The sequence below is a fragment of the Streptomyces albicerus genome (assembly GCF_008905045.1).
Lineage (GTDB): Bacteria > Actinomycetota > Actinomycetes > Streptomycetales > Streptomycetaceae > Streptomyces > Streptomyces albicerus.
The window spans coordinates 51,125-75,132 of sequence record NZ_VWMY01000009.1 but is presented as its reverse complement, the minus strand read 5'-3'; the positions used below and the strand labels follow the sequence as shown (position 1 = coordinate 75,132).

Here is a 24,008-nt window from a genome sequence, read left to right as displayed (position 1 = left end):
GCCCCGTCGTGGCTGGTCGCGCAGTTCCCCGCGCCCCTAAAAGACTGCGCAGTTCCCCGCGCCCCTGGATACGGAACCCCTCGGGAGAGTCTGGACGGAAACTAGCCGTCCAGTTGCTCCAGCGTCGCGTTCGACGGGCCTCTGCGGGACTGCTCGTCGCGTGCCACGTCCTCTGCCGCGCCCAGCACCCGTACCGCGTTCTGCCAGGTCAGCTTGGCGATGTCCGCCCTCGACCAACCACGGTCCAGGAGCTCGGCGATCAGGTTCGGGTAGCCGGAGACGTCGCTGAGGCCGTCCGGTGTGAACGCCGTGCCGTCGTAGTCGCCGCCGATGCCGATGTGGTCCACGCCCGCCACCTCGCGCATGTGGTCGAGGTGGTCGGCGACCGTCGAAACGACCGCCACAGGGCGGGGGTTGGACTCCTCGAAGACGCGGTGGAGCTTCATCGCCTCGGCGGTCGTGTCGAGGTGGTGGAAGCCGTGCTCGCGCATGTTCTCGTCGGCGGCGGCCGTCCAGTCGACGGCGGCCTGGAGGACGAACTTCGGGACGAAGGTCACCATCGCCACGCCGCCGTTCGACGGCAGACGCTCCAGCACGTCGTCCGGGATGTTGCGCGGATGGTCGCAGATCGCGCGCGAGGAGGAGTGGGAGAAGATCACCGGCGAGACGGACGTGTCCAGCGCGTCCCGCATCGTCGAGGCGGCCACATGGGAGAGGTCCACCAGCATGCCCAGACGGTTCATCTCGCGTACGACCTCGTGGCCGAAGGGCGACAGGCCGCCGACGGCCGGCTCGTCCGTCGCCGAGTCCGCCCACGCGATGTTGTCGTTGTGGGTGAGGGTCATGTAGCGGACGCCGAGCCCGTACAACCCCCGCAGTGCGGCGAGGGAGTTGTCGATCGAGTGGCCGCCCTCGGCACCCATCAACGACGCGACACGGCCTTCGCCGCGCGCCGTCTCCATGTCGGCGGCCGTCAGGGCGGCGCGCAGATCTGCCGGATACCGCGCGATCAACTGCCGTACGCAGTCGATCTGTTCGAGCGTCGCCGTCACCGCGCCGGGCAGGTCCGAGCGCACGTACACCGACCAGAACTGCGCGCCGACGCCGCCCGCGCGCAGCCGTGCCAGGTCCGTGTGCAGGTGGGCGCTCTGGTCGGTGGCGATGTCGCGGGCGTCGAAGTCGTAGCGGACCTGCTCGCGCAGCGCCCAGGGGAGATCGTTGTGCCCGTCGACGACCGGGAATTCGGCGAGAAGGGCACGGGCCTCATCGAGAGACGGCATGACGCGTCACTTCCCGAAGCCGAAGCCGTTGCCCGCGCCCTCGACCTTGGTGCGCAGGCGCTTGCCCTTCTCGGTGGCCTGGTCGTTGAGTTCCTGCTGGAACTCGCGCATCCGGCCGAGGAGTTCCTCGTCCTGGGTGGCGAGGATGCGGGCGGCCAGCAGGCCCGCGTTGCGCGCGCCGCCGACCGAGACCGTGGCGACCGGGACACCCGCCGGCATCTGGACGATCGACAGCAGCGAGTCCATGCCGTCGAGGTACTTCAGCGGGACCGGGACTCCGATCACGGGCAGCGGGCTGACCGAGGCGAGCATGCCCGGCAGATGGGCCGCCCCGCCCGCGCCCGCGATGATCACCTTGAGGCCGCGCTCGGCCGCCTCCTCGCCGTACGCGATCATCTCGCGCGGCATCCGGTGCGCGGAGACCACATCGACCTCGTACGCGATCTCGAACTCATCGAGGGCCTGCGCCGCCAGTTCCATGACGGGCCAGTCGGAGTCCGAGCCCATGACGATGCCGACGACGGGCGGCTCTGCGGACGTGCTCATTCGGTGATCGTGCCTCTCAGGTAACCGGCTGCGTGACGGGCACGCTCAAGGACGTCTTCCAGGTCGTCGCCGTAGGTGTTGACGTGGCCCACCTTGCGGCCGGGCTTCACGTCCTTTCCATACATGTGGATCTTGAGCTGCGGGTCGCGGGCCATGCAGTGCAGGTACGCGGAGTACATGTCGGGGTAGTCGCCCCCCAGGACGTTCACCATGACCGTCCACTTCGCGCGCGGGCGCGGGTCGCCCAGCGGCAGGTCCAGGACCGCGCGGACGTGGTTGGCGAACTGGGAGGTGATCGCACCGTCCTGGGTCCAGTGGCCGGAATTGTGCGGGCGCATCGCCAGCTCGTTCACCAGAATCCGGCCGTCGCGGGTCTCGAAGAGCTCGACGGCGAGGTGGCCGACGACGCCGAGTTCCTTCGCGATGCGCAGGGCCAGTTCCTCGGCCTGGAGCGCGAGCACGTCGGAGATACCGGGCGCGGGCGCGATCACCGTGTCGCAGACGCCGTCGACCTGCTGGGACTCGACGACGGGGTACGCGACGGCCTGGCCGTGCGGCGACCGTACGACGTCGGCGGCCAGCTCCCGTACGAAGTCGACCTTCTCCTCGGCGAGGACCGGGACTCCGGCGCGGAAGGGGTCCTCGGCGTCCGCCACGGACCGTACGACCCACACGCCCTTGCCGTCGTAGCCGCCGCGGACGGTCTTGAGGACGACCGGGAAGCCGTCCCCCTCGGCTCCCTCAGGGAGCCCTTCCGCCGCGAACGCGGCCACGTCCTTCGGATCGCTCACGATCCGGTGCCGCGGGCACGGCACGCCGATCTCGTCGAGCTTCGCGCGCATCACGCCCTTGTCCTGGGCGTGGACGAGCGCGTCGGACCCGGGGCGTACGGGAATGCCGTCCGCCTCCAGTGCCCGCAGATGCTCGGTGGGTACGTGTTCGTGATCGAAGGTGATCACGTCGCAGCCCCGCGCGAAGGCACGCAGCGTGTCGAGGTCGCGGTAGTCGCCGATGACGACATCGCTGACCACCTGCGCCGCGGAATCCTGGGGGGTGTCACTGAGGAGCTTGAACTTGATGCCGAGCGGGATGCCCGCCTCGTGTGTCATACGAGCGAGCTGCCCCCCGCCGACCATGCCGACTACCGGGAACGTCACACCCCCAGGGTATCGGCCATACAGGGCAGCCTCCGTCGCACGCATGATCATCGAAAGTTCCGCATGTTCATCACATCCCGGCCACATCTTGTAGGCCAACACAGGCGCCGAAGGGAGCCGCTGGTTAGCATGGCTGAGTCGACGAAGGTTGACGAAAATGACGTATCCGACGAGACGGGGGCTGGGCGACACCATGGGCAAAGGTGGTAAACGCAGGGCTCATGCCAGACCGCCCAGCGCCGTACGCCAGCGAATCGACCGGCTGACCAAGGAAGTCGCCAAGTTCGGCGCGGTCGGTGGGGCCGGTCTGCTCGTCAACCTGGTCGCGTTCAACCTGGTGCGCAGTACCACGGATCTGCAGGTCGTGCGCGCCAGTGTGATCGCCACGGTGGTCGCGATCGTGTCGAACTACATCGGTTTCCGGTACTTCACGTACCGCGATCGCGACAAGAGCGGCCGCACCAAGGAACTGATGCTGTTCGCGCTGTTCAGCGCGATCGGCCTCGTCATCGAGAACGGCTTCCTCTACGCCGCCACCTACGGCCTGGGGCTCGACAGCCCGCTGGCCAGCAACGTCTTCAAGTTCGTCGGCATCGGTATCGCGACCCTCTTCCGCTTCTGGTCGTACCGCACCTGGGTTTTTCGCTCACTGCCCGCCCGTGAGGCCGTGGCCAGTGCGGAATCGTTCCTGGAGCAGCCGCGGGCGTACCTGCAGGAGGACCGCCCGACCCGGCAGTTCCAGCGCGTGCGCTGAGCGCTGTTCCGCCCTGCACCCGGCCACCCGTTCCGCCCTGCACCCGGCTACCTGATCCGCCCTGCCCGGCCCCGACTATCTGACCGTCTCCGGTTCCTCTCCCGTCTGCGGCCGCTTCAGCGGCGTACGCGACAGGAACAGGCCGAAGACCGGGGGCTGGGCCTGGAGCATCTCGAGGCGGCCCCCGTCGGCCTCCGCGAGGTCGCGGGCCACGGCGAGGCCGATGCCCGTGGAGTTGCGGCCGCTGATGGCCCGCTCGAAGATACGGGCGCCCAGATCGGCCGGAACACCGGGACCCTCGTCGGTGACTTCGATCACAGCCTGGTTGCCCGTGACGCGGGTGCGCAGGGCGACCGTGCCACCGCCGTGCATCAGGGAGTTCTCGATCAGCGCGGCAAGGACCTGGGCCACGGCTCCGGGCGTCCCGACGGCCCGGAGGTGGTGCTTGCCCGAGGTGACGATCGCGCGGCCCGCGTTGCGGTAGGCCGGGCGCCACTCCGCGAGCTGCTGCTTGATGACCTCGTCGAGATCGAAGGTGACGGCGGAGCCGGTGCGCGGGTCGCGGGAGTTCGTCAGGAGCCGTTCGACCACATCCGTGAGCCGCTCGACCTGGCCCAGCGCGATGGTCGCCTCCTCCTTCACCGTGTCCGGGTCGTCGGTGAGGGTGATCTCCTCCAGCCGCATGGACAGGGCGGTCAGCGGCGTACGCAGCTGGTGCGAGGCGTCGGCCGCCAGGCGGCGCTCGGCCGTCAGCATCCGGGCGATGCGCTCGGCGGAGCTGTCCAGGACGTCCGCGACCCGGTCCAGCTCCGGGACGCCGTACCGCTTGTGGCGCGGCCGCGGATCCCCCGAGCCGAGCCGCTCGGCGGTCTCGGCGAGGTCGGTCAGCGGGGAGGCGAGCCGGTTGGCCTGGCGCACCGCGAGGAGCACGGCGGCGATCACCGCGAGCAGCGCCACCAGCCCGATGATCAGCAGCGTGCGGCCGACCTCGCGGGTCACCGACGAGCGGGGCTCCTGGACGATGACGGTCTCGCCCTCCTCGCCCTCGGCCTCGCCGCGGATGACGTCACCGGTGGGCTTGACGCCGACCTCGATGGCCCGCTCCCCCGGGATCCGGATCACGGCGTAGCGGTCCTGCGTGACCTGGTCCTCGAGTACCTCCGCGTCGACGGTGCCCGAACCGAGGAGCCGGCTGTCCACGATGCTGGCCAGCCGCGCCGCCTCCAGCTCCACCCGCTCCTGGGCACTGTTGCTGATCGTGCGGGTCTCCACGATGACGAGCGAGACACCGAACACGGCGATCACGACCAGCACGACGGCCAGCGTGGAGTTGATGAGACGGCGACGCACGGGGCCCTCCGGGCAGATGAATACGACCAGTGTGCCCCGCGCACGGTGCTACCGGGTTCGGGGCGCCCCGCCCCGTAAGGGGCGCGGGGAACTGCGCGACCAGCCACAACGGAGCGGCAGCCGCACACCCGTCACAAGGCACAACGGCGATGACGCGCAGCCCGGCGCCAACTGCCTAGCTCTTCTCGAAGCGGAAACCCACACCTCGTACCGTCGCGATATACCGAGGGTTGGCCGCATCGTCGCCCAACTTCTTGCGCAGCCAGGAGATATGCATGTCGAGCGTCTTGGTGGACGACCACCACGTGGTGTCCCAGACCTCGCGCATCAGCTGGTCGCGCGTGACGACCCGCCCGGCATCCCGGACAAGGACCCGCAGCAGGTCGAACTCCTTGGCCGTGAGCTGGAGCTCCTCGTCACCCATCCACGCGCGGTGCGACTCGACGTCGATGCGCACCCCGTGTGTGGCGGGCGGCTGCTGCGGTTCGGCGGCGCCGCGCCGCAGCAGGGCCCGGACGCGGGCCAGCAGCTCGGCGAGGCGGAACGGCTTGGTGACGTAGTCGTCGGCGCCCGCGTCCAGGCCGACGACGGTGTCCACCTCGTCGGCACGCGCGGTCAGGATGAGGATCGGGATGGTGTGGCCTTCGGCGCGCAGCCGCCGGGCCACCTCCAGACCGTCCATCCCGGGCAGCCCGAGGTCGAGCACGACCAGATCGATGCCGCCCTGGATACCCGCGTCGAGCGCGGTGGGTCCGTCCTCGCGTACCTCAACCTCGTACCCCTCCCGGCGCAGGGCGCGGGCCAGGGGCTCCGAGATGGACGCGTCGTCCTCGGCGAGCAGTACTCGGGTCATGAAGTGATGGTAGTCCGCTGCGGACCAGTGCAGTGAGGGTGATCGACACCTGTGGTCCGCACTCACATCTCCGACCATGCGACCCTGTGACTCAGGGATGAAAATCTATGAACGACCTTCGATTCAGGTGCATAGTTCCATCCATACCTGTGATCCATCTCTCAAGTCGTGCCATATGCCGCATTGACATGCGGTGTGGCCTTATGGTGACCGGACGCCTGTAGCACCACGCAGGGACCTTTGGCTGCGACGTGACGCTGAAGGTCTCTTTTGTGTGCGGGCCGGCACTCGCCGGCCTTGAAAGGAATGACCTGTGGCCGGGCCCCGAGCGCGAGGACGCGTGCGGGGCGTGGATCCCGGTGGTCGCCGTCCACCGCTCCGAGACCCGGAGCGGACTCCCCGTGGGCGTGGGGCGGACGGCCGTTCCGCCGGTGCCGGCCGCCTCCCCCCACGGGCGCGCACTCTCCCCCAGCGAAGCGCGTCCCGACCAGCAAGGAACGACCATGGCGTCCAGCCTGACGAAGGACTCGGTCTCCCCGGGCACCCCCGGCACCGAGAAGACCTTCTTCGGCCACCCCCGCGGACTGGCCACACTTTTCATGACCGAGATGTGGGAGCGCTTCTCCTACTACGGCATGCGCGCCCTCCTCCCGCTCTACCTGGTGGCACCGGGCGGCCTCCACCTCAACGCGGCCACCGCGACCGCGATCTACTCCGTGTACGTCTCGCTCGTCTACCTGCTCGCCCTGCCCGGCGGCTGGTTCGGCGACCGGGTCTGGGGTCCCCGCAAGACCGTCGCCGTCGCCGGCGCGGTGATCATGCTCGGCCACCTGACGCTGGCCCTGCCCTCGTCGGGCACCTTCTACGCGGGCCTCGGCCTGGTCGCGATCGGTTCCGGTCTGCTGAAGGCCAACATCTCGACGATGGTCGGCCACCTCTACGACGGCCCGGACGACCCGCGCCGCGACGGTGGCTTCACGGTCTTCTACATGGGCATCAACCTCGGCGCGTTCGCCGCGCCGCTGATCATCGGCACGGTCGGCGAGAACGTCAACTGGCACCTGGGCTTCGCGCTCGCCGCGCTCGGCATGGCGCTCGGCCTCGGCCAGTTCCTGATCGGCAGCCGTCATCTCGACACGCGCTCCAGTGTCGTACCGACGCCGCTGTCCGCCGCGGAGAAGGCCTCGACGCTGCGCAAGGCCGCGATCTGGGCGGGCATCGCCGTGGTCTTCTACGCGATCGTCGGCTTCTCCGGCCACTACACCCTGAACTGGATCCTGGTCCCGCTGACCCTCCTCGGCGTGATCATCCCGGTCATGGTGCTGGCGCGCATCAAGCGCGACAAGGACCTGGACGGCGCCGAGCAGTCGAAGATGTCCGCGTACATCTGGTTCTTCGTCGCCGCGGCCGTCTTCTGGATGATCTACGACCAGGGCGGTTCGACCCTGTCGATCTTCGCCGACAGCTCGGCCGACAACAGCGTCCTCGGCTGGACGTTCCCGGTCTCCTGGTACCAGTCGGTGAACCCGGTGCTGATCATGGCGCTGGCCCCGGTCTTCGCCTGGTTCTGGCTGGCGCTGAACAAGCGCGGCAAGGAGCCGAGCACGATCGTGAAGTTCTCGTCGGGCCTGGTCCTGGTCGGCGCGTCCTTCTTCCTCTTCCTCGCCCCGCTGTCGATCGTCGACGGCGGTCACAAGGCGGCGGCGATGTGGCTGGTCGCGATCTACTTCGTGCAGACCGTCGGTGAGCTGACGCTCTCCCCGGTCGGCCTCTCCGTCACCACGAAGATGGCTCCCGCGAAGTACGCCTCTCAGATGATGGGCGTCTGGTTCCTCGCCGTCACCGCCGGCGACGCCACGACCGGCCTCCTCTCCATCGCGGGCGTCGACCTCAACAAGATGAGCATCGTCGCCGTGGAGGCCACACTCGCCGTGATCGCCGGCGTGGCGGTCTACATGTACCGCAACAAGGTCAAGTCACTGATGGGCGACGTCCACTGAGGGCGCCCCTTCAGGGGCGCGGGGAACTGCGCGACCAGCCACAGCCGGCCCGCAGTTCCCCGCGATGCTCCCCTACGGCGTCCTACGTCCTACGCGAAGCGTGACGCCGCGGCATAAAGGTGAACACGGCCCCACCCAGCAGAATCGCGGTCCCGGCAACAAGCCCGAGCGCCCGCAGCACACCACTGTCGTCGGCCCCCGTGTCAGCGAGCCCACCACCGGACCCGCCACTGCCCGACGTACCGGAACCAGAACCTGCTCCACCGGCGGAGCCACCCGCCGCGCCACCCTCCTGCGCCGACGTGTCCAGCGTCAGCGACACCGCGGACTTGGTCGGCGTACACGTCGTGGTCGTGCCGAGCGCCTTCACCGTCAGCACACCGGGCGAAAGCGTCGACTTCCCGTCCGCCCCCGGCTTGTACGTACCCGTCAGATCGGGAATCACCATCGGATCCCCGCTCTTGATCGGCTTGGAGTTCGTCGGCCCTTCGACATGGACCGTGCCCTTGTCGGCACCGCCCAGGGCGACCTCCATCGACGGCTTGACCGAGTCCGCCGGAATGTCGGCGGGGCTGTCCATCACGGACCCCTTGAACTGGACGGTGAGGCCGTAACTCCCGCCGTCCTTCTTGGCGTTGATCTGCACGGGAGAGGTCGCGTTCTTGTCCCCGATCGGCGTCTTGCATGCGTAGGGGATCTCGACTTCCTCACCGGTGAAGTCGGTCTGGCCTCCCGATCCACCCGTGCTCGACCCGCCCGTGTCCGATCCCCCGGCGGCACTGCCACCGGACGTGCCGGTCTCACTCGCACTGGCACTCGGCGTGGCGGACGCCGACCCCGTCGGCAGGCCCGTCGGCACACCGGTGGGCAACGTCGGCAGACCGCCCGTGGTCCCGCCGGGGCCACCCCCGGCCTCGCTCACCTTGATCGTCGCCGCCGACTTCACCGTCTCCTTCGGCGTGCACTTCGTGTCCGTCGACACCGGCTTGCTGACGTTGATGTTGTACGCGTCAGGAGTCAGCGACACATCACCCGCGGCCGTGAGTTTCAGCTTGCCCTTCATGTCGGACAGCTTCATGGCGCTGTTCTTCGGGATGGCGGGGTTCTCCCGCGGCCCCTCCATCGCGATGTTCCCGCTCTGCGCGCCGCCCGCCTTCAGCGTCCCGGTCGGCTTGACCGTGTCCTTCTCCAGGTCGAGGACGTCGGGGTTCTTGGAGGCGGCCTGGACGAACTTCCAGGTGATCTCCACCTCGTCCCCGACCTTCGCCTCGGCGGGCGCGCTGATCTCCACCTTCGTGGTGCCCTGGACCGGCGGCAGTCCGGAGATCGCGGGCGGTACGCACTCGGTCGCGTACGACACCTCGGCGGCCTGGGCCGGCGCCGCGGCCACGCCCAGCAGGACTCCCGCACCGCCGAACATCATCGCGACCCCGGCCGCGCTCGCTCTCCGGCCGCCTCTCGGTCGGGCTCCCGGCCGGACTCTCCGTTGCGTACTCACGTGTTTCCCTTCCTGGTGGGGGTCGTCGGACTGTTCTCGTGCGGTGCGGAGAGCTGATCGGCCTCGGGTGCCCCCGGATCGCTGTCGGGGGTGAACCAGGGCAGGGTCGGAGTCGTACGAGCAGGGGTGCCGCGGTCGGCATCGGCTTCGGCATCGGCTGTGGCGTTCGATGGCGTGAGCGCCGACGGAAGGCTCAACTTCGGTAGCTTTACGGTGACTTCGGGCAGCCGCAGTCCCCCACGCCGCACGCCGTGCGCGCCGCGGCCGGGACGCCCCGGGCGCCCGGCACGGCCGGCGCCGAAGCTCCCGCCGCGTCCGGAGGACCTCCGCGGCCGCACCCGGTCCACCACGGCCATCCCGATCCGGAACAGTGCGGCCGGTACGACGACACCCACCAGGATCCAGAAGAGCGTCACGCCCCACGGGCGCCCCACGCCCCACGGCTGCTCGGCGAGCACCTTGCCGCCGAACTTCAGCGAGACCGTGTAGTCGCCGTGCGCACCGGCCGTCAGCTCGACCGGCAGGGTGATGCGTGCCTTCTTGCCCGGCCCGATGGTGCCGCGCCACTGCTGTTCCTCCCACTGCGGGGCGAACACGCCGTGGGAGGTGCCGACTTGGAAGACGGGATTCTTGACGGCGGTGGTGCCGACGTTGCCGACGGTGAAGACGAGCTTGCGGGACGGCGGCGCGCCGAACCAGGTCAGCAGGCCGCTCGACCCGTCGAGCCGGGTGTCGGTGAGCACCGAGAGCCGCCCGCTGGTGTTCTGCTTCGGCAGCGGTTCGACTTCGTGCCCGGCGACCAGGAACGGGGCGTCGGCCTCCGCCTTCTCCCCGGTTACCGTGGCGACATGCACCACGCAGGGGCACGGTTTGGGCGGCTCGGCGACCGGCAGCTTCTTGCTGAACGTGCCCTTCGCGTCGGTGGTGACGGCCCTGCCGTCCGCGTTGGCACAGGAGTTGGTCCCGCCGATCACGCCTCGGTCGGTCGAGGACTGGCCGCAGATCAGCATCATGAGGAGGGCGTTCGGCCGCCATCCGGTCCCGCTCACGGTGATCGAACCGCCCGTCCCCGCCTGGGACTTGGACAGTTCGACCTTCTGTTTCCCCTTCTCCGCCGCGGAGGCGCCCGCCCCCGCCAGCGGGAACAGGACGAGCGCGAGCACCACTACCAGCACCGGAATCCGCACTTTGCCGCTCACGTCACCGCTCCCGTCAACTCGACTTCCGTACGCGGCTGTTCGGCGACCTCGTTCTTCTGCGGCCGCCTACGACGTCGTACGAACCAGTAGCCGCCGCCCGCACACACCGCGAGCCCGCCGACCGTGCCCGCCACCGCACCCCACGGCACGAACCGCGCCGACGCGCCCTGCTCGTCGTGCGCCCCGCCCGCCGCCGTGACCGTGAGCTTCACGTCGACCGAGTCGAGCGCGGGCGGATCGGGCCAGGGTTCGCTGAGCGTGACGCGGCGGCCGGGGAGCAGTTCGACGGGCAGGGTGCGCGGGGCGCGGTCGAGCACCTCGCCGAACAGACCCTCGGCGCGTACGGCGAGCTTCGGGGTCAGCACGGTGGTGCCGCGGTTGACCAGCTCGTACGAGATACGGCCGGCGTGGACCCGTACGTGTTCGACGGTGAGTGCGGAGAGGGTCGGGCCGCCGACCCGCAGATGGACGCGTACGGCCTTGGACCGGCCGCCCGCCTCCGCGACGATCGCGCCGGGGTGGTCTCCGGGCGTGGCGCCCACCGGGACGCTCATGGTGAACGGCACGTCCGCACGCGTGCGCGCCGGGATCTTCACCGTCCGTCTGGCGAAGGTGATCCACGCACCGGTGTCCCTCGCCCGCGCACGCACGGACAGTCCGCCGGTCTCGCTGTTGTCGGCATCGGCGCCCCGGAGCCGTACGGTGAGCGGCTTTCCGCCCGGGTTGAGCACCGAGACCGTGTCCTCCATGACCGCGCCGGGCGCGCCCTCCGCGTAGAAGTACGGGCGGCCGTCCTGCCCGACCGCCGAGGGCACGACGGACCAGCCGTCGTCGGCCGTCGCGGTGGGGGCGACGGTCAGCAGAGTGACGGAGGCGAGGCAGAGGGCACGGACGGCGAACGGCATCGGCGGCTCCAGACGATCACGCGAGGACGATCAGGCGAGAAGGGTCAGGTCAGCGGGGTGCCTGATTCCTGCGGGTCAGCCACAGCACTCCCGCCGCGCCCGCCAGCAGCACCGTGCCGCCGAGCGTGCCGAGCGCGATCGCGGAGTCCTCGGGGCCGGTCTGCGGGAGTTCGCTGCCGGAGCCCGAGCCGGTCTGCGTCCCGCCCGAGCTCGAACCCGAACCCGAGCCGCCGCCCGCGGCCGTGACGTCGAGGGTCAGCGCGGGCTTGGGGTCGTTCGTGGGCGTGCAGGTGGTCGTCGTACCGAGCGCCTTGATGGTCAGCACACCCGCCGTGAAGGTGACCTCGCCGGTCTTCCCCGGCGTGTACGTACCGCTCAGGTCACTGATCTTGATGGGTGTGTTGGCGGGGATGGCCTCCGCGTTGGGCGGTCCGGTGACCTTCACCGTGCCGCTGTCCGCGCCGCCCAGTTCGATGACCGCGCTCGGGCTCATCGCGCCCTTGCCCAGTTCCACCGGGCTGGACGAGACGCCCTTCTGCCAGGACATCGTGAGCTTGTAGCCGCTGCCGCTCTTGACGCCCTTGATGTCGATGGGCGAGACGGCGGACTTGTCGCCGATCGGGGTCTTGCACTGGTAGTTGACGTCCACCACGTCGGCCTGGGCGGCGGGGGCGGCCATCAGCACCGCCGAGCCGGCCAGGGCCGCGGCGGACGCGAGCGCGGCGGTTCGTTTCTGGTACATCCGGTATGACACGGTCCCCTCATTCCTGAAGGCGTTCCTGACGGCACATCAGATCGGCCGTCAAGGTACGCCCGGGGCCTTGCCGAGGGAAGACAAAGTGCGCGCCGGATCCGTGGGGATCCGGCGCGCGTCGGGTGATGAACGAAGAAGGGTTCGAACCGCGGGTAACCCGAGGTGGACGTCAGACAGGGCTTACGCCGGTGCTCCGAGCTCCGCCCAGACCGTCTTTCCCGCGACCCCGGCCGTGCGGATCACGCCCCAGTCCAGGCACAGCCGCTGCACGATGAACATGCCGTGACCGCCGGGGCGCCCGGCTCTGTGCGGGGTGCGCGGGGCGGGCTGGCCCGTGCCCCGGTCGGAGACCTCGACGCGGAGCACCTTGGTGTCGCAGGTGATCCAGAGCTCGTCCGGGCCCTCGGCGTGCAGACAGGCGTTCGTGACGAGCTCGGAGACGACGAGCAGGACGTCCTCGGCCGCGGCCCGCTGGTCGGCGGTGGCCGCCGGCAGCCAGCCCCACTCGTACAGCGCCTGGCGGGCGAAGTCGCGGGCGAGCGGGACGACACCGCTCTCGCCGTCGAAGTTCAGCCGACGGGCCCGACGCCCGGCGGGCGCGCCGCCCGGAGACGTCCCGGAAGCGCCGCCGTCGCCCGGATCCGGGCCGCGGTCGCCCGGCGAGTAAGGCCGGGTGGTGCTCATCAGCGCTTCACCTCACCGATTCACCAGTTCACGATTCAAGACTCAGTACTCTGCACATTCAGCACATTCGGAAAGCTCAGGACACTCAAGATCCGGGGGGTCGTCCGGGACTGTCGCGCGCTCGCCATTCGGTCGGTTGCATATTCAGGATGTCTCCTGCCCGACCGAACCGTCAGAACACCCACTTATTCGGCACGGTTACTGTGACCCTGGTAACGCGCTGATCACACGGAGACAACTGAGGCATAACTTTGCCGCGGGACGCCACCTCAAGGTGACTGATCGCCCCGGTCGGCCGCGGGTCGGCCGGCCCTGGAGGGACCGGTTCCGGGTTTGCCCTCCCCGGGCCTGCCCGCTTCGGACCCGCCGGGCCCGGCCTTGTCGGGCGCGACCTTGCCGGGCGCCGCCTTGTCGGCCAGGGCCGCCGCGAGCGAGGCGTGCACGGTGAAGACGGCCTCGGCCCCGGTGATCTCGAAGACCCGGGCCACCACCGGCTGCATCCCGGCCAGATGAACCCCGCCGCCCGCGGCCTCGGCCTTCAGCCGGGCGCCGAGCAGCACGTTCAGGCCCGTGGAGTCACAGAACTCGAGCCGCGAGCAGTCCACGACGAGGCGAGCGAACCCGCGGTCGAGGCAGTCCTCGATCGGTTCTCGAAGCAGATCCGCCGTATGGTGATCCAACTCACCCGCGGGGGTGACGACGGCACTAGTGCCCTCTTCCCGCACCTCGACCAGTAGCCGGCCCGACTGTGCGCTGCCGACCGTCCCGCGGTCCATGCCGTCTCTCTCTTCCGACCGTCGTGGCTGTTGATTGACGCCCTCGAACCCTACGCCCTCCCTACGCCGTCGGACACCCGAACAACCGCCAAAAAACGGACATTTGTGAATGAAACGCACTTGCGGGGGAGTCGCGATAGCGGGTAGGGCTAGTAGAGACAGTTTTCGACACGGCCGGCTTTGGAGGCGCCGCACACCGCAGTGCACGTATTGGCATCGGCAGCCATATGCCGAGAACGATGGAGGACATCATGTCACCCCGGCTCGACGCATCGCAGACCCAGAGGGCGACGTCGACACCCCCTCTGGAGTGCCTGGAAGAAGAGTCCGCCGACGACAATGTCGGCCTCGCCGGACTTCCGGAGATCCCCCCTTATGACGAGGTGGGGCCAGTGGACGCACGGGCCCTGTCCAAGACCCTCTTCGAGCGGCTCGAGTCCCTGGAAGAAGGCACCCACGAGTACTCGTACGTACGCAACACGCTGGTCGAACTCAACCTCGCCCTGGTGAAGTTCGCCGCCTCCCGGTTCCGCTCCCGCAGTGAGCCGATGGAGGACATCATCCAGGTCGGCACGATCGGCCTGATCAAGGCGATCGACCGCTTCGAGCTCAGCCGTGGCGTCGAGTTCCCGACCTTCGCGATGCCGACCATCGTCGGCGAGGTCAAGCGCTTCTTCCGCGACACGTCGTGGTCGGTGCGTGTTCCGCGCAGGCTTCAGGAACTCCGTCTCGACCTGGCCAAGGCGGGCGACGAACTCGCGCAGCAACTGGACCGCGCTCCGACGGTGGGAGAGCTGGCGGATCGACTGGGCCTGTCGAACGACGAGGTCGTCGAGGGCATGGCGGCGTCAAACGCCTATACGGCCAGCTCGCTTGACGCCCAGCCCGAGGAGGACGACTCCGAGGGCGCGCTGGCGGACCGGATCGGTTACGAGGACCACGGGCTCGAAGGCATCGAGTACGTCGAGTCGCTGAAGCCGCTGATCGCCGAACTCCCGCCGCGCGACAAGAAGATCCTGTCCCTGCGCTTCGTCGCCAACATGACGCAGTCGGAGATAGGCGATGAGCTGGGCATCTCGCAGATGCACGTGTCGCGGCTGCTGTCGCGGACGCTGGTGCGACTGCGGAGGGGCCTGACCGTCGAGGAGTGACGGTCTTCACCACATCGGTGCCACAGGTGTGCGCTCGGGGCCGGGCCGGACAATCCGGCCCGGCCCCGAGCGCGTTGCTCACAGTCGTTCACTGCCCGTAGTTCATTCGCGGACTACCCATGGCCCACACCTGAGTTACTCACGGGAACCCCTTTCCCCTCAGTTCACCTTCAACCACTATGGTCACCCGCCAAACTGGCTGGTACGTCAGGAGACGGCCGGAGACGGCACGGGGTGCAGGGGAGGCAGGTGCATGGCTCGGGGCGAGGGGACCGGCGATGGCGCCGGGGCCGGGGGCGGTGTGCACGCCGGCGCGTCCGACGCGCGGCTCACCGAGCTGCTGCGCTCGGACACCGCGACCTCGTACGCGGCACTGCGCGAACTGCGTGTGCGCCATCGGCCCGCGGTCCTCGCGTACGCCCGCCTGTGCACCACCGCCGACTCCGCCGCACGGCAGCTGACGGACCGGGCGTTCGCCCTCGCGGCCCAGGAGACCGCGCGCGGCACCGACCCGCGGGGACCGTGGCGGCACCAGCTCCTGCTGCTCGCCGCGCGGGTGGCCGTCGCATGGGCCGGGGACGAGCGGGCCGACCGGCTCGACCCCGGGCTGCTCACGCGACTGCGCGCGAGCGGTCCGGAGGGGCCGGTCCCGCCGATGCTCGACGCCTTCCAGTCGCTCCCCTCCCGGGTCCAGGGCCTCGTCTGGTACGGGATCGTGGAGCAGGAGCCCGAGGACGAGACGGCCGGCCTGCTGGGACTCACCCGCGAAGACGTGACGTACGGAACGGAGCCTGCGCTCCAGGCGCTCCGCGCGGCCTTCCTGAAGACCCATCTCGCCGCCTCCGGAGATCCGCACTGCCAGGACTTCCGCCGGCTGATCGAGGAGTCGGTACGCCCCGACAGCCCCCGCCACAGCGCGGACCTGCGCGCCCACATGGCCGAGTGCGCGCACTGCGCCACCGCGTACGAGGAGCTGTCCGCCCTGCGGGACGACCCGCGCACGGCACTGGCCGAGGGCCTGCTGCCGTGGGGCGGCACGGCATACGGCACCGGCACCGCATCCCACTCGCGCGCCAACTCCCATGCGGAGTCGGGCACTTGGGGAGTCCTGGGGACTTGGCCGCCGTCCCGCCGCTTCGTCCTGGCCTCGGCGGCGCTCGGGGTGGCGCTGGCCCCCTTGCTGCTCTTCCTCCTGTCCTCGGGCGGCTCACAGCCCGAGGAGGCGGGAAGCTCGGGTACTCCGGTACGCCCACCGGCGGTCACGGTGACGGCCACGGTCCCGACGTCCCCGTCGCCCTCCCCCACGGCCACGGCCACATCCCCGACCCCGTCCCCGACGCGTAGTTCGACCCCGTCGAAGTCGGCGTCCCCGAGGCCGTCCCACACGCCGTCCGCCCCCGCTCCACCGCCGAACGGTGCCTACGCCCAGGTGGTCAACCTCGCCTCCGGCCGCTGTCTGGACATCCTGAACGGTGACATGGAGAAGGGCACGGACGTCATCACTGCCACCTGCACCACGGCCCGCACCCAGCGCTGGCGCTTCGACGCCGGCCGGGACGTCCTCCAGTCCTACGCGGACCCCGACTTCTGCCTGGACAGCCGCGGCGCGACCGACGACGGCGTGGGCATCTGGGAGTGCGACTCGGTCGACGGTCCCAACGGCAAGAACCTGAGGTTCGCGGTCACCGCCGACGGCGTGCTCCGCCCGGCCATCGCCCCGGACCACGCGGTGACACCGCACGACGGCGACGGCCTTGACCTCGCCCCGGACGCGGGGCCGCGGGCGGATCAGCGGTGGCGGGCGGGTGCGGGCCCGGCCTGAGGCCTCTCCCGCACTGACTCTCGTATCAACTTTGGTCGGCGTCCCTCGAGTTCACGTCATCCCTTGGTCTGCCGCCTCTCGACCGCCGACCGATGTCCGGCCAGGTCAGGGCTTCCTAGCGTGGAGCCATGACGATCACGAGCAAAGAGAAACCGTTGCGGCGCGGGGGCGTGCGGGCCGAGGAGCGGGCGCTCGCGCCGGACTTCGCGCGCGGGATCATGTTGTTGCTCATCGTCCTCTCCAACACCGCCTTCCATCTCTGGGCGGCCCGGCACGGGCCCTCGGGATGGCAGCCCGTGGACGGCTCGTGGCTCGACCACGCGGTGCAGTTCACCATGATCACCGTGCTGGACCTGCGGATCTACCCGCTCTTCGCGTTCCTGTTCGGCTACGGGATGATGCAGCTCTATCTCCGGCAGACCACCGCCGGCACCTCCGAGCGGGACGCGGTCAGGATCCTGCGCCGGCGCAGCTTCTGGCTGATCGCCATCGGCCTGACGCACTCCACTCTGCTGATGGCGGGCGACATCGTCGGCTACTACGGAGTGCTGAGCCTCGTCCTCGGCCTGGTCTTCCTGCGGCGCGGCGAACGCGCGCTGAAGTGGTGGATCTGCATCGGTGCCGCGCTGCTCGTCTTCTTCGCGGCTCAGCCCGTCGTATCGGCCCTGCTCCAGGGCGAGTTGGGCACGCTCGGCGACGCGGGGGCGGAGCCCGGCTTCATGGCGTACGGCGCGCAGGAGGAGAGCTGGCTCGGGGCGGCGGAGACCCGGCTGGAAACGGGGCTGTACATCACGTTCCTGGCGTCCGCGCTGTCGCTGATCGGCGGCGGATACGTCGTCTTCCTGCTCGGCTTCTGGGCGGCCCGCCGACGCGTCCTGGAGGAGCCCGGACGCCATCGGACTCTGTTGCGCCGCACGGCGGTCATCGGCATCACGGTCGGCTGGCTCGGTGCGCTGCCCGCCGCGCTCGCCCACATCGGCGCCCTCGACGTACCGGACGACGCCCAGAGCGAGTCGGGAGCGCTCACGCTGCTCCGGGACATCACCGGCAACGCCGCCGGACTCGGTTATGTGGCCGCCGTCGCGCTGTTCGCGCACTGGTGGACGAACAGGGAGGCCCGTCGAGGTGCCACGGCCGTCGCGGCGATGTCGGCGGTGTCCGCGGTCGGCAAGCGGTCCCTGTCCTGCTACCTCACGCACTCACTGATCTTCGCCCCACTGCTGGCCGCCTGGGGTCTCGGCCTCGGCGAGCACCTGTCCAGCGCGACGATGGCACTCTTCGCGATCGGCGTCTGGCTGGTCACAGTGGCCGGGGCGTACGCCCTGGAGCGCGCGGGACGCCGGGGTCCTGCCGAGGCGGTGCTGCGCCGGCTGATGTACGGGTCCCGGACGGGCTGATTGGCTGGGCACTCGGCTCGCCTCAGACCACGCGTACGCCCCGCCGCCACACCTCGCCGACCAGCGGTACGCCCGGACGGTACGCCAGGTGGACATGGCTCGGGGCGTCCAGCAGAGCCAGGTCCGCGTAGGCGCCCGGGGCGATGCGGCCGATGTCGGTGCGGCGGAGGGCCCGCGCTCCCCCCGCCGTGGCCGACCACACCGCCTCGTCCGGTGTCATCCGCATGTCCCGTACCGCCAGGGCGACGCAGAAGGGCACGGACGACGTGAAGGACGAGCCCGGATTGCAGTCGGTGGAGAGGGCGACGGTGACGCCCGCGTCGAGAAGGCGTCGGGCGTCGGGCCATTCGGCACGGGTGGAGAACTCTGCGCCGGGGAGAAGGGTGGCGACCGTGTTGCCACTGGCCAGCGCGTCGACGTCCGCGTCCGTGAGGTGGGTGCAGTGGTCGGCGCTCGCCGCGTCGAGCTCGACGGCAAGCTGGACGCCGGGGCCGTACGAGAGCTGGTTGGCGTGGACGCGCGGGTGCAGGCCCTTCGCCTTGCCCGCCGTGAGGATCGCGCGGGCCTGGTCCCCGTCGAAGGCGCCCTTCTCGCAGAAGACGTCGACCCAACGGGCGTACGGGGCACAGGCGTCGAGCATCTCGCCGGTGACGAGGGCGACGTACGCGGCCGGGTCGTCGGCGTAGTCGGGGGAGACGATGTGCGCGCCGAGGTAGGTGACCTCGTCGGTGTGCGCGGACGCGATACGCAGCGCCCGCGCCTCGTCCTCGACCGTGAGCCCGTACCCGGACTTCGTCTCGAACGTGGTCGTGCCCTGGCGGAGGGCCTCGGCCAGGTAGTGGGTGAGATTGCGCTCCAGCTCCTCGTCGCTCGCGGCGCGGGTGGCGGCGACCGTCGTACGGATGCCGCCGGCGCTGTAGGCCCGGCCGGACATGCGGGCGTTGAACTCCTGGGTGCGGTCGCCCGCGAAGACGAGGTGCGAGTGGGAGTCGACGAAGCCCGGGATCACCGCCCGGCCACCGGCGTCGACCCGATTGTCAGTGGCGGGTGCTTCTCTTGAATCACCGGTCCACGCGATGCGGTCGCCGTCGATGACGACGGCCGCGTCCTGGATCAGACCGAGAGGGGATCCGTCACCGAGGGAGGGGTCATTGGTGACCAGACTGGCGATGTTGGTGATGACGGTCGTCGTGCCGTTGGTGGTGCTGCCGGTGCTGGTCATGGCGTCCTCGTGGGCGGTCGGGGCGGCGGGAGCGGGGGCGGAGGTCAGGCGCGCAGGGCTTCGACGGCGTCCGCGAGGGCTTGCGGCACATTCGGTACGAGGGTGTGCGCCCCGTCGCGTACGACGTGTCGGCCGCCCACGATCGTGTGGCGCACATCCGCCGCTGTCGCGGCGAATACGGCCGTCTCGGCGCCGAGCCGCGGCAGCGGCCCCGCTGTCCTGACCGAGTCGAGCGCGATCGTCGTGAAGTCGGCGAGCGCGCCGGGTTCGAGCGTGCCCACGTCGTCCCAGCCGAGGGCCGCGTGGCCGCCCGCGGAGGCGGCGCGCAGGAGCGCCGCCGCCGTCCAGTGGCCGCGGGTGCGCGTGCGCAGGCGCTCGTTCAGCTCCATCGCGCGGGCCTCTTCGAGCAGGTCGATGACGGCGTGGCTGTCGGAGCCGAGGGAGAGCGGAGAGCCCGCACCTTGAAGGGCGACGGCCGGTCCGATGCCGTCGGCGAGATCGCGTTCGGTGGTGGGGCACATGCACGTGCCGGTCGTGGAGCCGCCGAGCAGGGAAATGTCCTCGTCGGTGAGGTGGGTGTTGTGGACGCCCGTCGTGCGCGGGCCGAGCACCCCGTGGTCGGCGAGCAGCCGGGTGGGCGTGCAGCCGTGCGCCTCCAGGCAGGCGTCGTTCTCCGCCTTCTGCTCGGACAGATGCACATGGAGCGGGGCCCGCCGCTCCTCGGCCCACCGCGCCACCGTCGACAACTGCCTCGCGGGCACGGCTCGTACGGAGTGGATGGCCGCCCCGATCCGCGCGTGATCCCGGTCCTTGAGAACTGAACAGCGTTCGGCCCAGGCCTCCGCCGTGCCGTCGGAGAAGCGGAGCTGGTGCCGGTTCGGCGGCTGCCCGCTGCTCTTGTTCAGGATGCCGGCGGCGAGGTAGGCGGTGTCGAGGAGCGTGATGCGGATGCCCGCCTCCGCGGCGGCCTCGATGAGCGCCTCACCCATGGCGTTCGGGTCGGCGTACGGGGTGCCGCCCGGCGCGTGGTGGACGTAGTGGAACTCGCCGACCGCCGTGACCCCGGCGAGGGCCATCTCGACGTACACCGCGCGGGCGAGCGCATGGTACGTGTCCGGGGTCAGCCGGTCCGCGAAGGAGTACATGACCTCGCGCCAGGTCCAGAAGGTGCCGGAGCCGACCTGGACGGTGCCGCGCAGGGCACGGTGGAAGGCGTGGCTGTGGGCGTTGGCGAGGCCGGGGATCGTCAGGCCGCGGAGAATCTCGGCGCCGGGGGGCGGGGTGTCGACGCCCGTGCGGACGGCGGCGATCCGCCCGTCGGCGTCCACGTCGAGGGCCACGCCCGGCTCGACGAAGGAGTCGAGCCAGGCATGCTCCAGCCAGTACGTCTTCCCTCGGTTGCCTTGGTTCCCCTGCTTCCCGTGCTTCCCCTGCGCGCTCACTTGCGGGCCAGCCCTTCCAGTACGTCGGCGAGTGCGGTCACCCCGGCCACGCAGTCGTCCTCGGCGGCGTACTCGGCCGGCGAGTGCGAGACGCCCGTGGGGTTGCGTACGAACAGCATGGCGGTGGGAATCGAGCCGGACAGGATCCCGGCGTCGTGTCCCGCCCCGGTACCCAGAACGGGGACCGTCAGACCGGCCTCCTTCTCCCTGCCCAGGATGCCGGCGATCTCGTCCCGCAGGGCGTGCTCGAACTCGACGACAGGGGTGAACGACTCGCGGACGACGTCCAGTTGGATGCCGTGCGCGTCGGCGTACTCGCGGGCCGCCTTCTCGATGCCGGAGACCACCGTGTCGAGGGTCGCCTGGTCGGCGGCACGGGAGTCGAGCCAGCCGCGTACGAGGGAGGGGATGGCGTTCACACCGTTCGGCTCGACCGAGATCTTGCCGAAGGTGGCCACGGCCCCCGCGAGCTGCGCCTCCCGCCGGGCCGCGAGCACGGTCTGCGCGTACGACAGCATGGGGTCGCGGCGGTCCACGAGCCGAGTGGTCCCCGCGTGGTTGGCCTCACCCCGGAAGTCGAACCGCCACCGCCCGTGCGGCCAGATGGCACTGGCGATGCCGACCCGGTCGCCGGACAGATCGAGGGCACGCCCCTGCTCGACATGCAGCTCGACGAACGCGCCGATACGGGCCAGGCGCTCCGGGTCCGCCCCGATGGCGTCCGGGTCGAACCCGGCGGCCTCCATCGCCTCCGGCAGGCTGACCCCGTCGGCGTCCCTGAGCCGATGCGCCTGCTCCACGGTGAGCTCCCCGGCCGCGAGCCGCGACCCCACACAGGCCAGCCCGAAGCGGGCACCTTCCTCGTCACCGAAGTTCACGATGGCGAGGGGCTTGCCGAACTGCACGTTCCTGCTCCGCAGTTCATCCAGCGCGGCGAAGGAGGACACGACGCCGAGGGGACCGTCGAAGGCGCCGCCATCGGGCACCGAGTCGAGATGGGACCCGGTGACCACGGCATCCCCGGCGGTGGGGTCCCCGAGCCAGGCCCACTGGTTCCCGTTCCGGTCCACCTCGTACGCCAGCCCGCGCGCCCGGGCCTGCTCCTCGAACCAGGCCCGACACTCGGCATCGGCCCCGGTCCAGGCGAACCGCCGATAACCGCCGGAGTCGGGGTGCCGCCCGATGGGCTCCAACTGCCGCCACATCTCATGAAAGGAGGGAGACTCTGAACGTGGCTGAGCCTTCGAGCCCGGTCCAGGCATTTCCAGCCCGTCCGGCGCTTGAGGACGAGGCCGTTCAGGCCGATCGGAGGCCTGGGGGCGCTGCCCCCGGCGGGGCCCAGGGGCAGCGCCCCTGCCACGCGGCGGCAGCCGCATGTCTGATGCAGCGGGAAGGGGTGGGGTGGGGGAAGAATCCCGCTCCCCACCGGACGGCAGGCTCACTCGCCCTCCCGCATGGGCACCCGCACACCACGCTCGTCCGCCGCTGACTCCGCGATGTCGTACCCCGCGTCCACATGCCGGATGACCCCCATGCCGGGGTCATTGGTCAGCACACGCCGGATCTTCTCGCCGGCGAGAGCCGTGCCGTCGGCCACCGTCACCTGACCGGCGTGAATGGAGCGGCCCATCCCCACACCACCACCGTGGTGGATGGAGACCCAGGACGCCCCGGAGGCCACGTTCACCATGGCGTTCAGCAGCGGCCAGTCGGCGATCGCGTCCGAGCCGTCGAGCATGGCCTCGGTCTCGCGGTACGGGGATGCGACGGAACCGGCGTCGAGGTGGTCGCGGCCGATGACCAGGGGAGCCGCCAGCTCGCCCGAGGCCACCATGTCGTTGAACCGCTCCCCCGCCTTGTCACGCTCCCCGTACCCGAGCCAGCAGATCCGAGCCGGAAGCCCCTGGAAGTGCACCCGCTCACCGGCCATCTTGATCCAACGGTGCAGCGACTCGTTCTCGGGGAAGAGATCGAGGATCGCCTTGTCGGTCTTGGCGATGTCGGAGGCCTCACCGGACAGGGCGGCCCAGCGGAAGGGCCCCTTGCCCTCGCAGAACAGCGGCCGGATATAGGCGGGCACGAAGCCGGGAAAGGCGAACGCCCGGTCGTAGCCGGCGAGTTGGGCCTCGCCCCGGATGGAGTTGCCGTAGTCGAAGACCTCGGCCCCGGCATCCATGAAGCCGACCATGGCCTCCACATGCCGGGCCATGGACTCCCGCGCACGCGTCGTGAACCCGGCCGGGTCCTTCGCGGCGTACGAGGCCATGTCGTCGAAGTCGACGCCCAGGGGCAGGTAGGCCAGCGGATCGTGGGCCGAGGTCTGGTCGGTCACGATGTCGATCGGTGCGGCCTCGGCGAGCATGCGCGGCAGCAGCTCGGCCGCGTTGCCGAGCAGCCCGATGGACAGGGGCCGCCGGGCGTCGCGGGCCTCGACGGCGAGTTGGAGGGCGTGCTCCAGGGAGTCGGCCTTCACGTCCAGGTACCGGTGCTCGATGCGGCGCTCGATGGCGCGCGGGTCGCAGTCGACGCAGATCGCGACCCCGTCGTTCATGGTGACGGCGAGCGGCTGGGCACCGCCCATGCCACCGAGCCCGGCCGTCAGGGTGATGGTCCCGGCGAGCGTCCCGCCGAACTTCTTCGCGGCGACGGCGGCGAAGGTCTCGTACGTGCCCTGCAGGATGCCCTGCGTGCCGATGTAGATCCACGAGCCGGCGGTCATCTGCCCGTACATGGTGAGGCCGAGGGCTTCCAGGCGCCGGAACTCCTCCCAGTTCGCCCAGTCGCCCACCAGGTTGGAGCTGGCGATGAGGACGCGCGGTGCCCACTCGTGGGTCTGCATGACGCCGACGGGCCGGCCGGACTGGACGAGCATCGTCTCGTCCTGCTTGAGCGTCCGCAGCGTACGGACCATGGCGTCGAAGGAGCGCCAGTCGCGGGCGGCCTTGCCGGTGCCGCCGTAGACGACGAGCTTGTCGGGGTGCTCGGCGACCTCGGGGTCGAGGTTGTTCTGCAGCATCCGCAGAGCGGCTTCCTGCTGCCATCCCAGGGCGCTCAGTTCCGTACCTCGCGGTGCTCGGACAGGGCGGGGTCCTGACATGGTCTGCCTCCTGGCGACTGGTGAGTACTCCGGGACGGTGCCGGTCATGCAGCTGATATTCACATCCTGGCTGCCTGAATAGAACTAGTCAATACATTCTTGCGCCAGCGCGGGCCCGGCG

General features: G+C 70.3%; 19 protein-coding genes and 1 pseudogene. 5 read left to right on the top strand and 15 right to left on the bottom strand.

The window, feature by feature from the left end; all coding sequences use genetic code 11:
- Positions 1–101 precede the first annotated feature (101 nt).
- Genes GAS53_RS09645 through GAS53_RS09635 form a run of 3 tightly spaced genes read right to left on the bottom strand, consistent with a single transcriptional unit; the run spans position 102 to position 3,034 of the window.
- Positions 102–1,280 (bottom strand): dipeptidase, encoded by a 1,179-nt coding sequence (locus GAS53_RS09645; protein ID WP_151477051.1) that lies wholly within the window; start codon positions 1,278–1,280, stop codon positions 102–104.
- A gap of 6 nt (positions 1,281–1,286) precedes the next feature.
- Positions 1,287–1,826: a 5-(carboxyamino)imidazole ribonucleotide mutase gene (gene purE, locus GAS53_RS09640; RefSeq protein WP_151477050.1), complete on the bottom strand. Its 540-nt coding sequence runs from the start codon at positions 1,824–1,826 to the stop codon at positions 1,287–1,289.
- The gene (locus GAS53_RS09635) at positions 1,823–3,034 is read right to left on the bottom strand and encodes a 5-(carboxyamino)imidazole ribonucleotide synthase (RefSeq protein WP_225858837.1); all 1,212 of its coding nucleotides are present in this window, start codon (positions 3,032–3,034) and stop codon (positions 1,823–1,825) included. The genes purE and GAS53_RS09635 overlap by 4 nt, the downstream gene beginning before the upstream one ends.
- A 142-nt stretch (positions 3,035–3,176) precedes the next feature.
- Here GAS53_RS09635 and GAS53_RS09630 point away from each other — a divergent pair, with 142 nt between their 5' ends.
- Entirely contained in the window at positions 3,177–3,737 is a 561-nt protein-coding gene (locus GAS53_RS09630; protein ID WP_151477142.1) for a GtrA family protein, read from the top strand.
- 75 nt (positions 3,738–3,812) lie between these two features.
- On the opposite strand, the gene GAS53_RS09625 is transcribed toward GAS53_RS09630, so the two are convergent.
- A complete protein-coding gene (locus tag GAS53_RS09625; RefSeq protein ID WP_151477048.1) occupies positions 3,813–5,087 on the bottom strand; it encodes an ATP-binding protein in 1,275 nt (424 codons plus the stop codon).
- Positions 5,088–5,262: 175 nt separating this feature from the next.
- Entirely contained in the window at positions 5,263–5,940 is a 678-nt protein-coding gene (locus tag GAS53_RS09620; RefSeq protein WP_037677291.1) for a response regulator transcription factor, read from the bottom strand.
- A 503-nt stretch (positions 5,941–6,443) separates the two neighbouring features.
- Between GAS53_RS09620 and GAS53_RS09615 the strand changes: the two genes are divergently transcribed.
- Complete coding sequence (locus GAS53_RS09615) at positions 6,444–7,940, top strand: oligopeptide:H+ symporter (protein WP_151477047.1); 1,497 nt, start codon at positions 6,444–6,446, stop codon at positions 7,938–7,940.
- A gap of 82 nt (positions 7,941–8,022) precedes the next feature.
- On the opposite strand, the gene GAS53_RS09610 is transcribed toward GAS53_RS09615, so the two are convergent.
- The 6 genes and pseudogenes from GAS53_RS09610 to GAS53_RS09585 all read right to left on the bottom strand — a co-directional run.
- Positions 8,023–9,360: a hypothetical protein gene (locus GAS53_RS09610; RefSeq protein WP_151477141.1), complete on the bottom strand. Its 1,338-nt coding sequence runs from the start codon at positions 9,358–9,360 to the stop codon at positions 8,023–8,025.
- 74 nt (positions 9,361–9,434) lie between these two features.
- Positions 9,435–10,637: a neocarzinostatin apoprotein domain-containing protein gene (locus GAS53_RS09605; RefSeq protein ID WP_151477046.1), complete on the bottom strand. Its 1,203-nt coding sequence runs from the start codon at positions 10,635–10,637 to the stop codon at positions 9,435–9,437.
- Positions 10,634–11,542: a COG1470 family protein gene (locus tag GAS53_RS09600; RefSeq protein WP_151477045.1), complete on the bottom strand. Its 909-nt coding sequence runs from the start codon at positions 11,540–11,542 to the stop codon at positions 10,634–10,636. Before GAS53_RS09600 ends, GAS53_RS09605 begins: the two co-directional genes overlap by 4 nt.
- A gap of 49 nt (positions 11,543–11,591) precedes the next feature.
- Positions 11,592–12,284, bottom strand: a complete 693-nt coding sequence (locus GAS53_RS09595) for an LPXTG cell wall anchor domain-containing protein (protein ID WP_151477140.1) — start codon at positions 12,282–12,284, stop codon at positions 11,592–11,594.
- Positions 12,285–12,476: 192 nt separating this feature from the next.
- Positions 12,477–12,980, bottom strand: coding sequence for an ATP-binding protein (locus GAS53_RS09590; RefSeq protein ID WP_151477044.1), 504 nt, complete (start codon positions 12,978–12,980; stop codon positions 12,477–12,479).
- A 404-nt stretch (positions 12,981–13,384) separates the two neighbouring features.
- Positions 13,385–13,756, bottom strand: a pseudogene (locus GAS53_RS09585) (STAS domain-containing protein); the annotation flags it as partial.
- A gap of 251 nt (positions 13,757–14,007) precedes the next feature.
- Between GAS53_RS09585 and GAS53_RS09580 the strand changes: the two are divergent.
- The 3 genes from GAS53_RS09580 (at position 14,008) to GAS53_RS09570 (ending at position 18,126) form a co-directional block, all read left to right on the top strand.
- A complete protein-coding gene (locus tag GAS53_RS09580) occupies positions 14,008–14,907 on the top strand; it encodes an RNA polymerase sigma factor SigF (protein WP_151477043.1) in 900 nt (299 codons plus the stop codon).
- 253 nt (positions 14,908–15,160) lie between these two features.
- Positions 15,161–16,729, top strand: coding sequence for an RICIN domain-containing protein (locus tag GAS53_RS09575; RefSeq protein ID WP_151477042.1), 1,569 nt, complete (start codon positions 15,161–15,163; stop codon positions 16,727–16,729).
- Positions 16,730–16,857: 128 nt separating this feature from the next.
- On the top strand, positions 16,858–18,126 hold the full coding sequence (locus GAS53_RS09570) for a DUF418 domain-containing protein (protein WP_151477041.1): 1,269 nt from the start codon (positions 16,858–16,860) through the stop codon (positions 18,124–18,126).
- A 22-nt stretch (positions 18,127–18,148) separates the two neighbouring features.
- Here the strand turns inward: GAS53_RS09570 and hutI are convergent, their stop codons facing one another.
- The 4 genes from hutI to hutU form a co-directional block, all read right to left on the bottom strand.
- Positions 18,149–19,348, bottom strand: a complete 1,200-nt coding sequence (gene hutI, locus GAS53_RS09565; RefSeq protein ID WP_225858836.1) for an imidazolonepropionase — start codon at positions 19,346–19,348, stop codon at positions 18,149–18,151.
- A 44-nt stretch (positions 19,349–19,392) separates the two neighbouring features.
- Positions 19,393–20,790 carry a formimidoylglutamate deiminase gene (locus GAS53_RS09560; protein WP_151477040.1) on the bottom strand — a complete coding sequence of 466 codons (1,398 nt, stop codon included), beginning with the start codon at positions 20,788–20,790 and terminating at the stop codon, positions 19,393–19,395.
- Positions 20,787–22,052: an allantoate amidohydrolase gene (locus tag GAS53_RS09555; protein WP_151477039.1), complete on the bottom strand. Its 1,266-nt coding sequence runs from the start codon at positions 22,050–22,052 to the stop codon at positions 20,787–20,789. Before GAS53_RS09555 ends, GAS53_RS09560 begins: the two co-directional genes overlap by 4 nt.
- Positions 22,053–22,228: 176 nt before the next feature.
- On the bottom strand, positions 22,229–23,887 hold the full coding sequence (gene hutU / locus GAS53_RS09545; RefSeq protein WP_151477037.1) for a urocanate hydratase: 1,659 nt from the start codon (positions 23,885–23,887) through the stop codon (positions 22,229–22,231).
- Between the last annotated feature and the right edge of the window lie 121 nt (positions 23,888–24,008).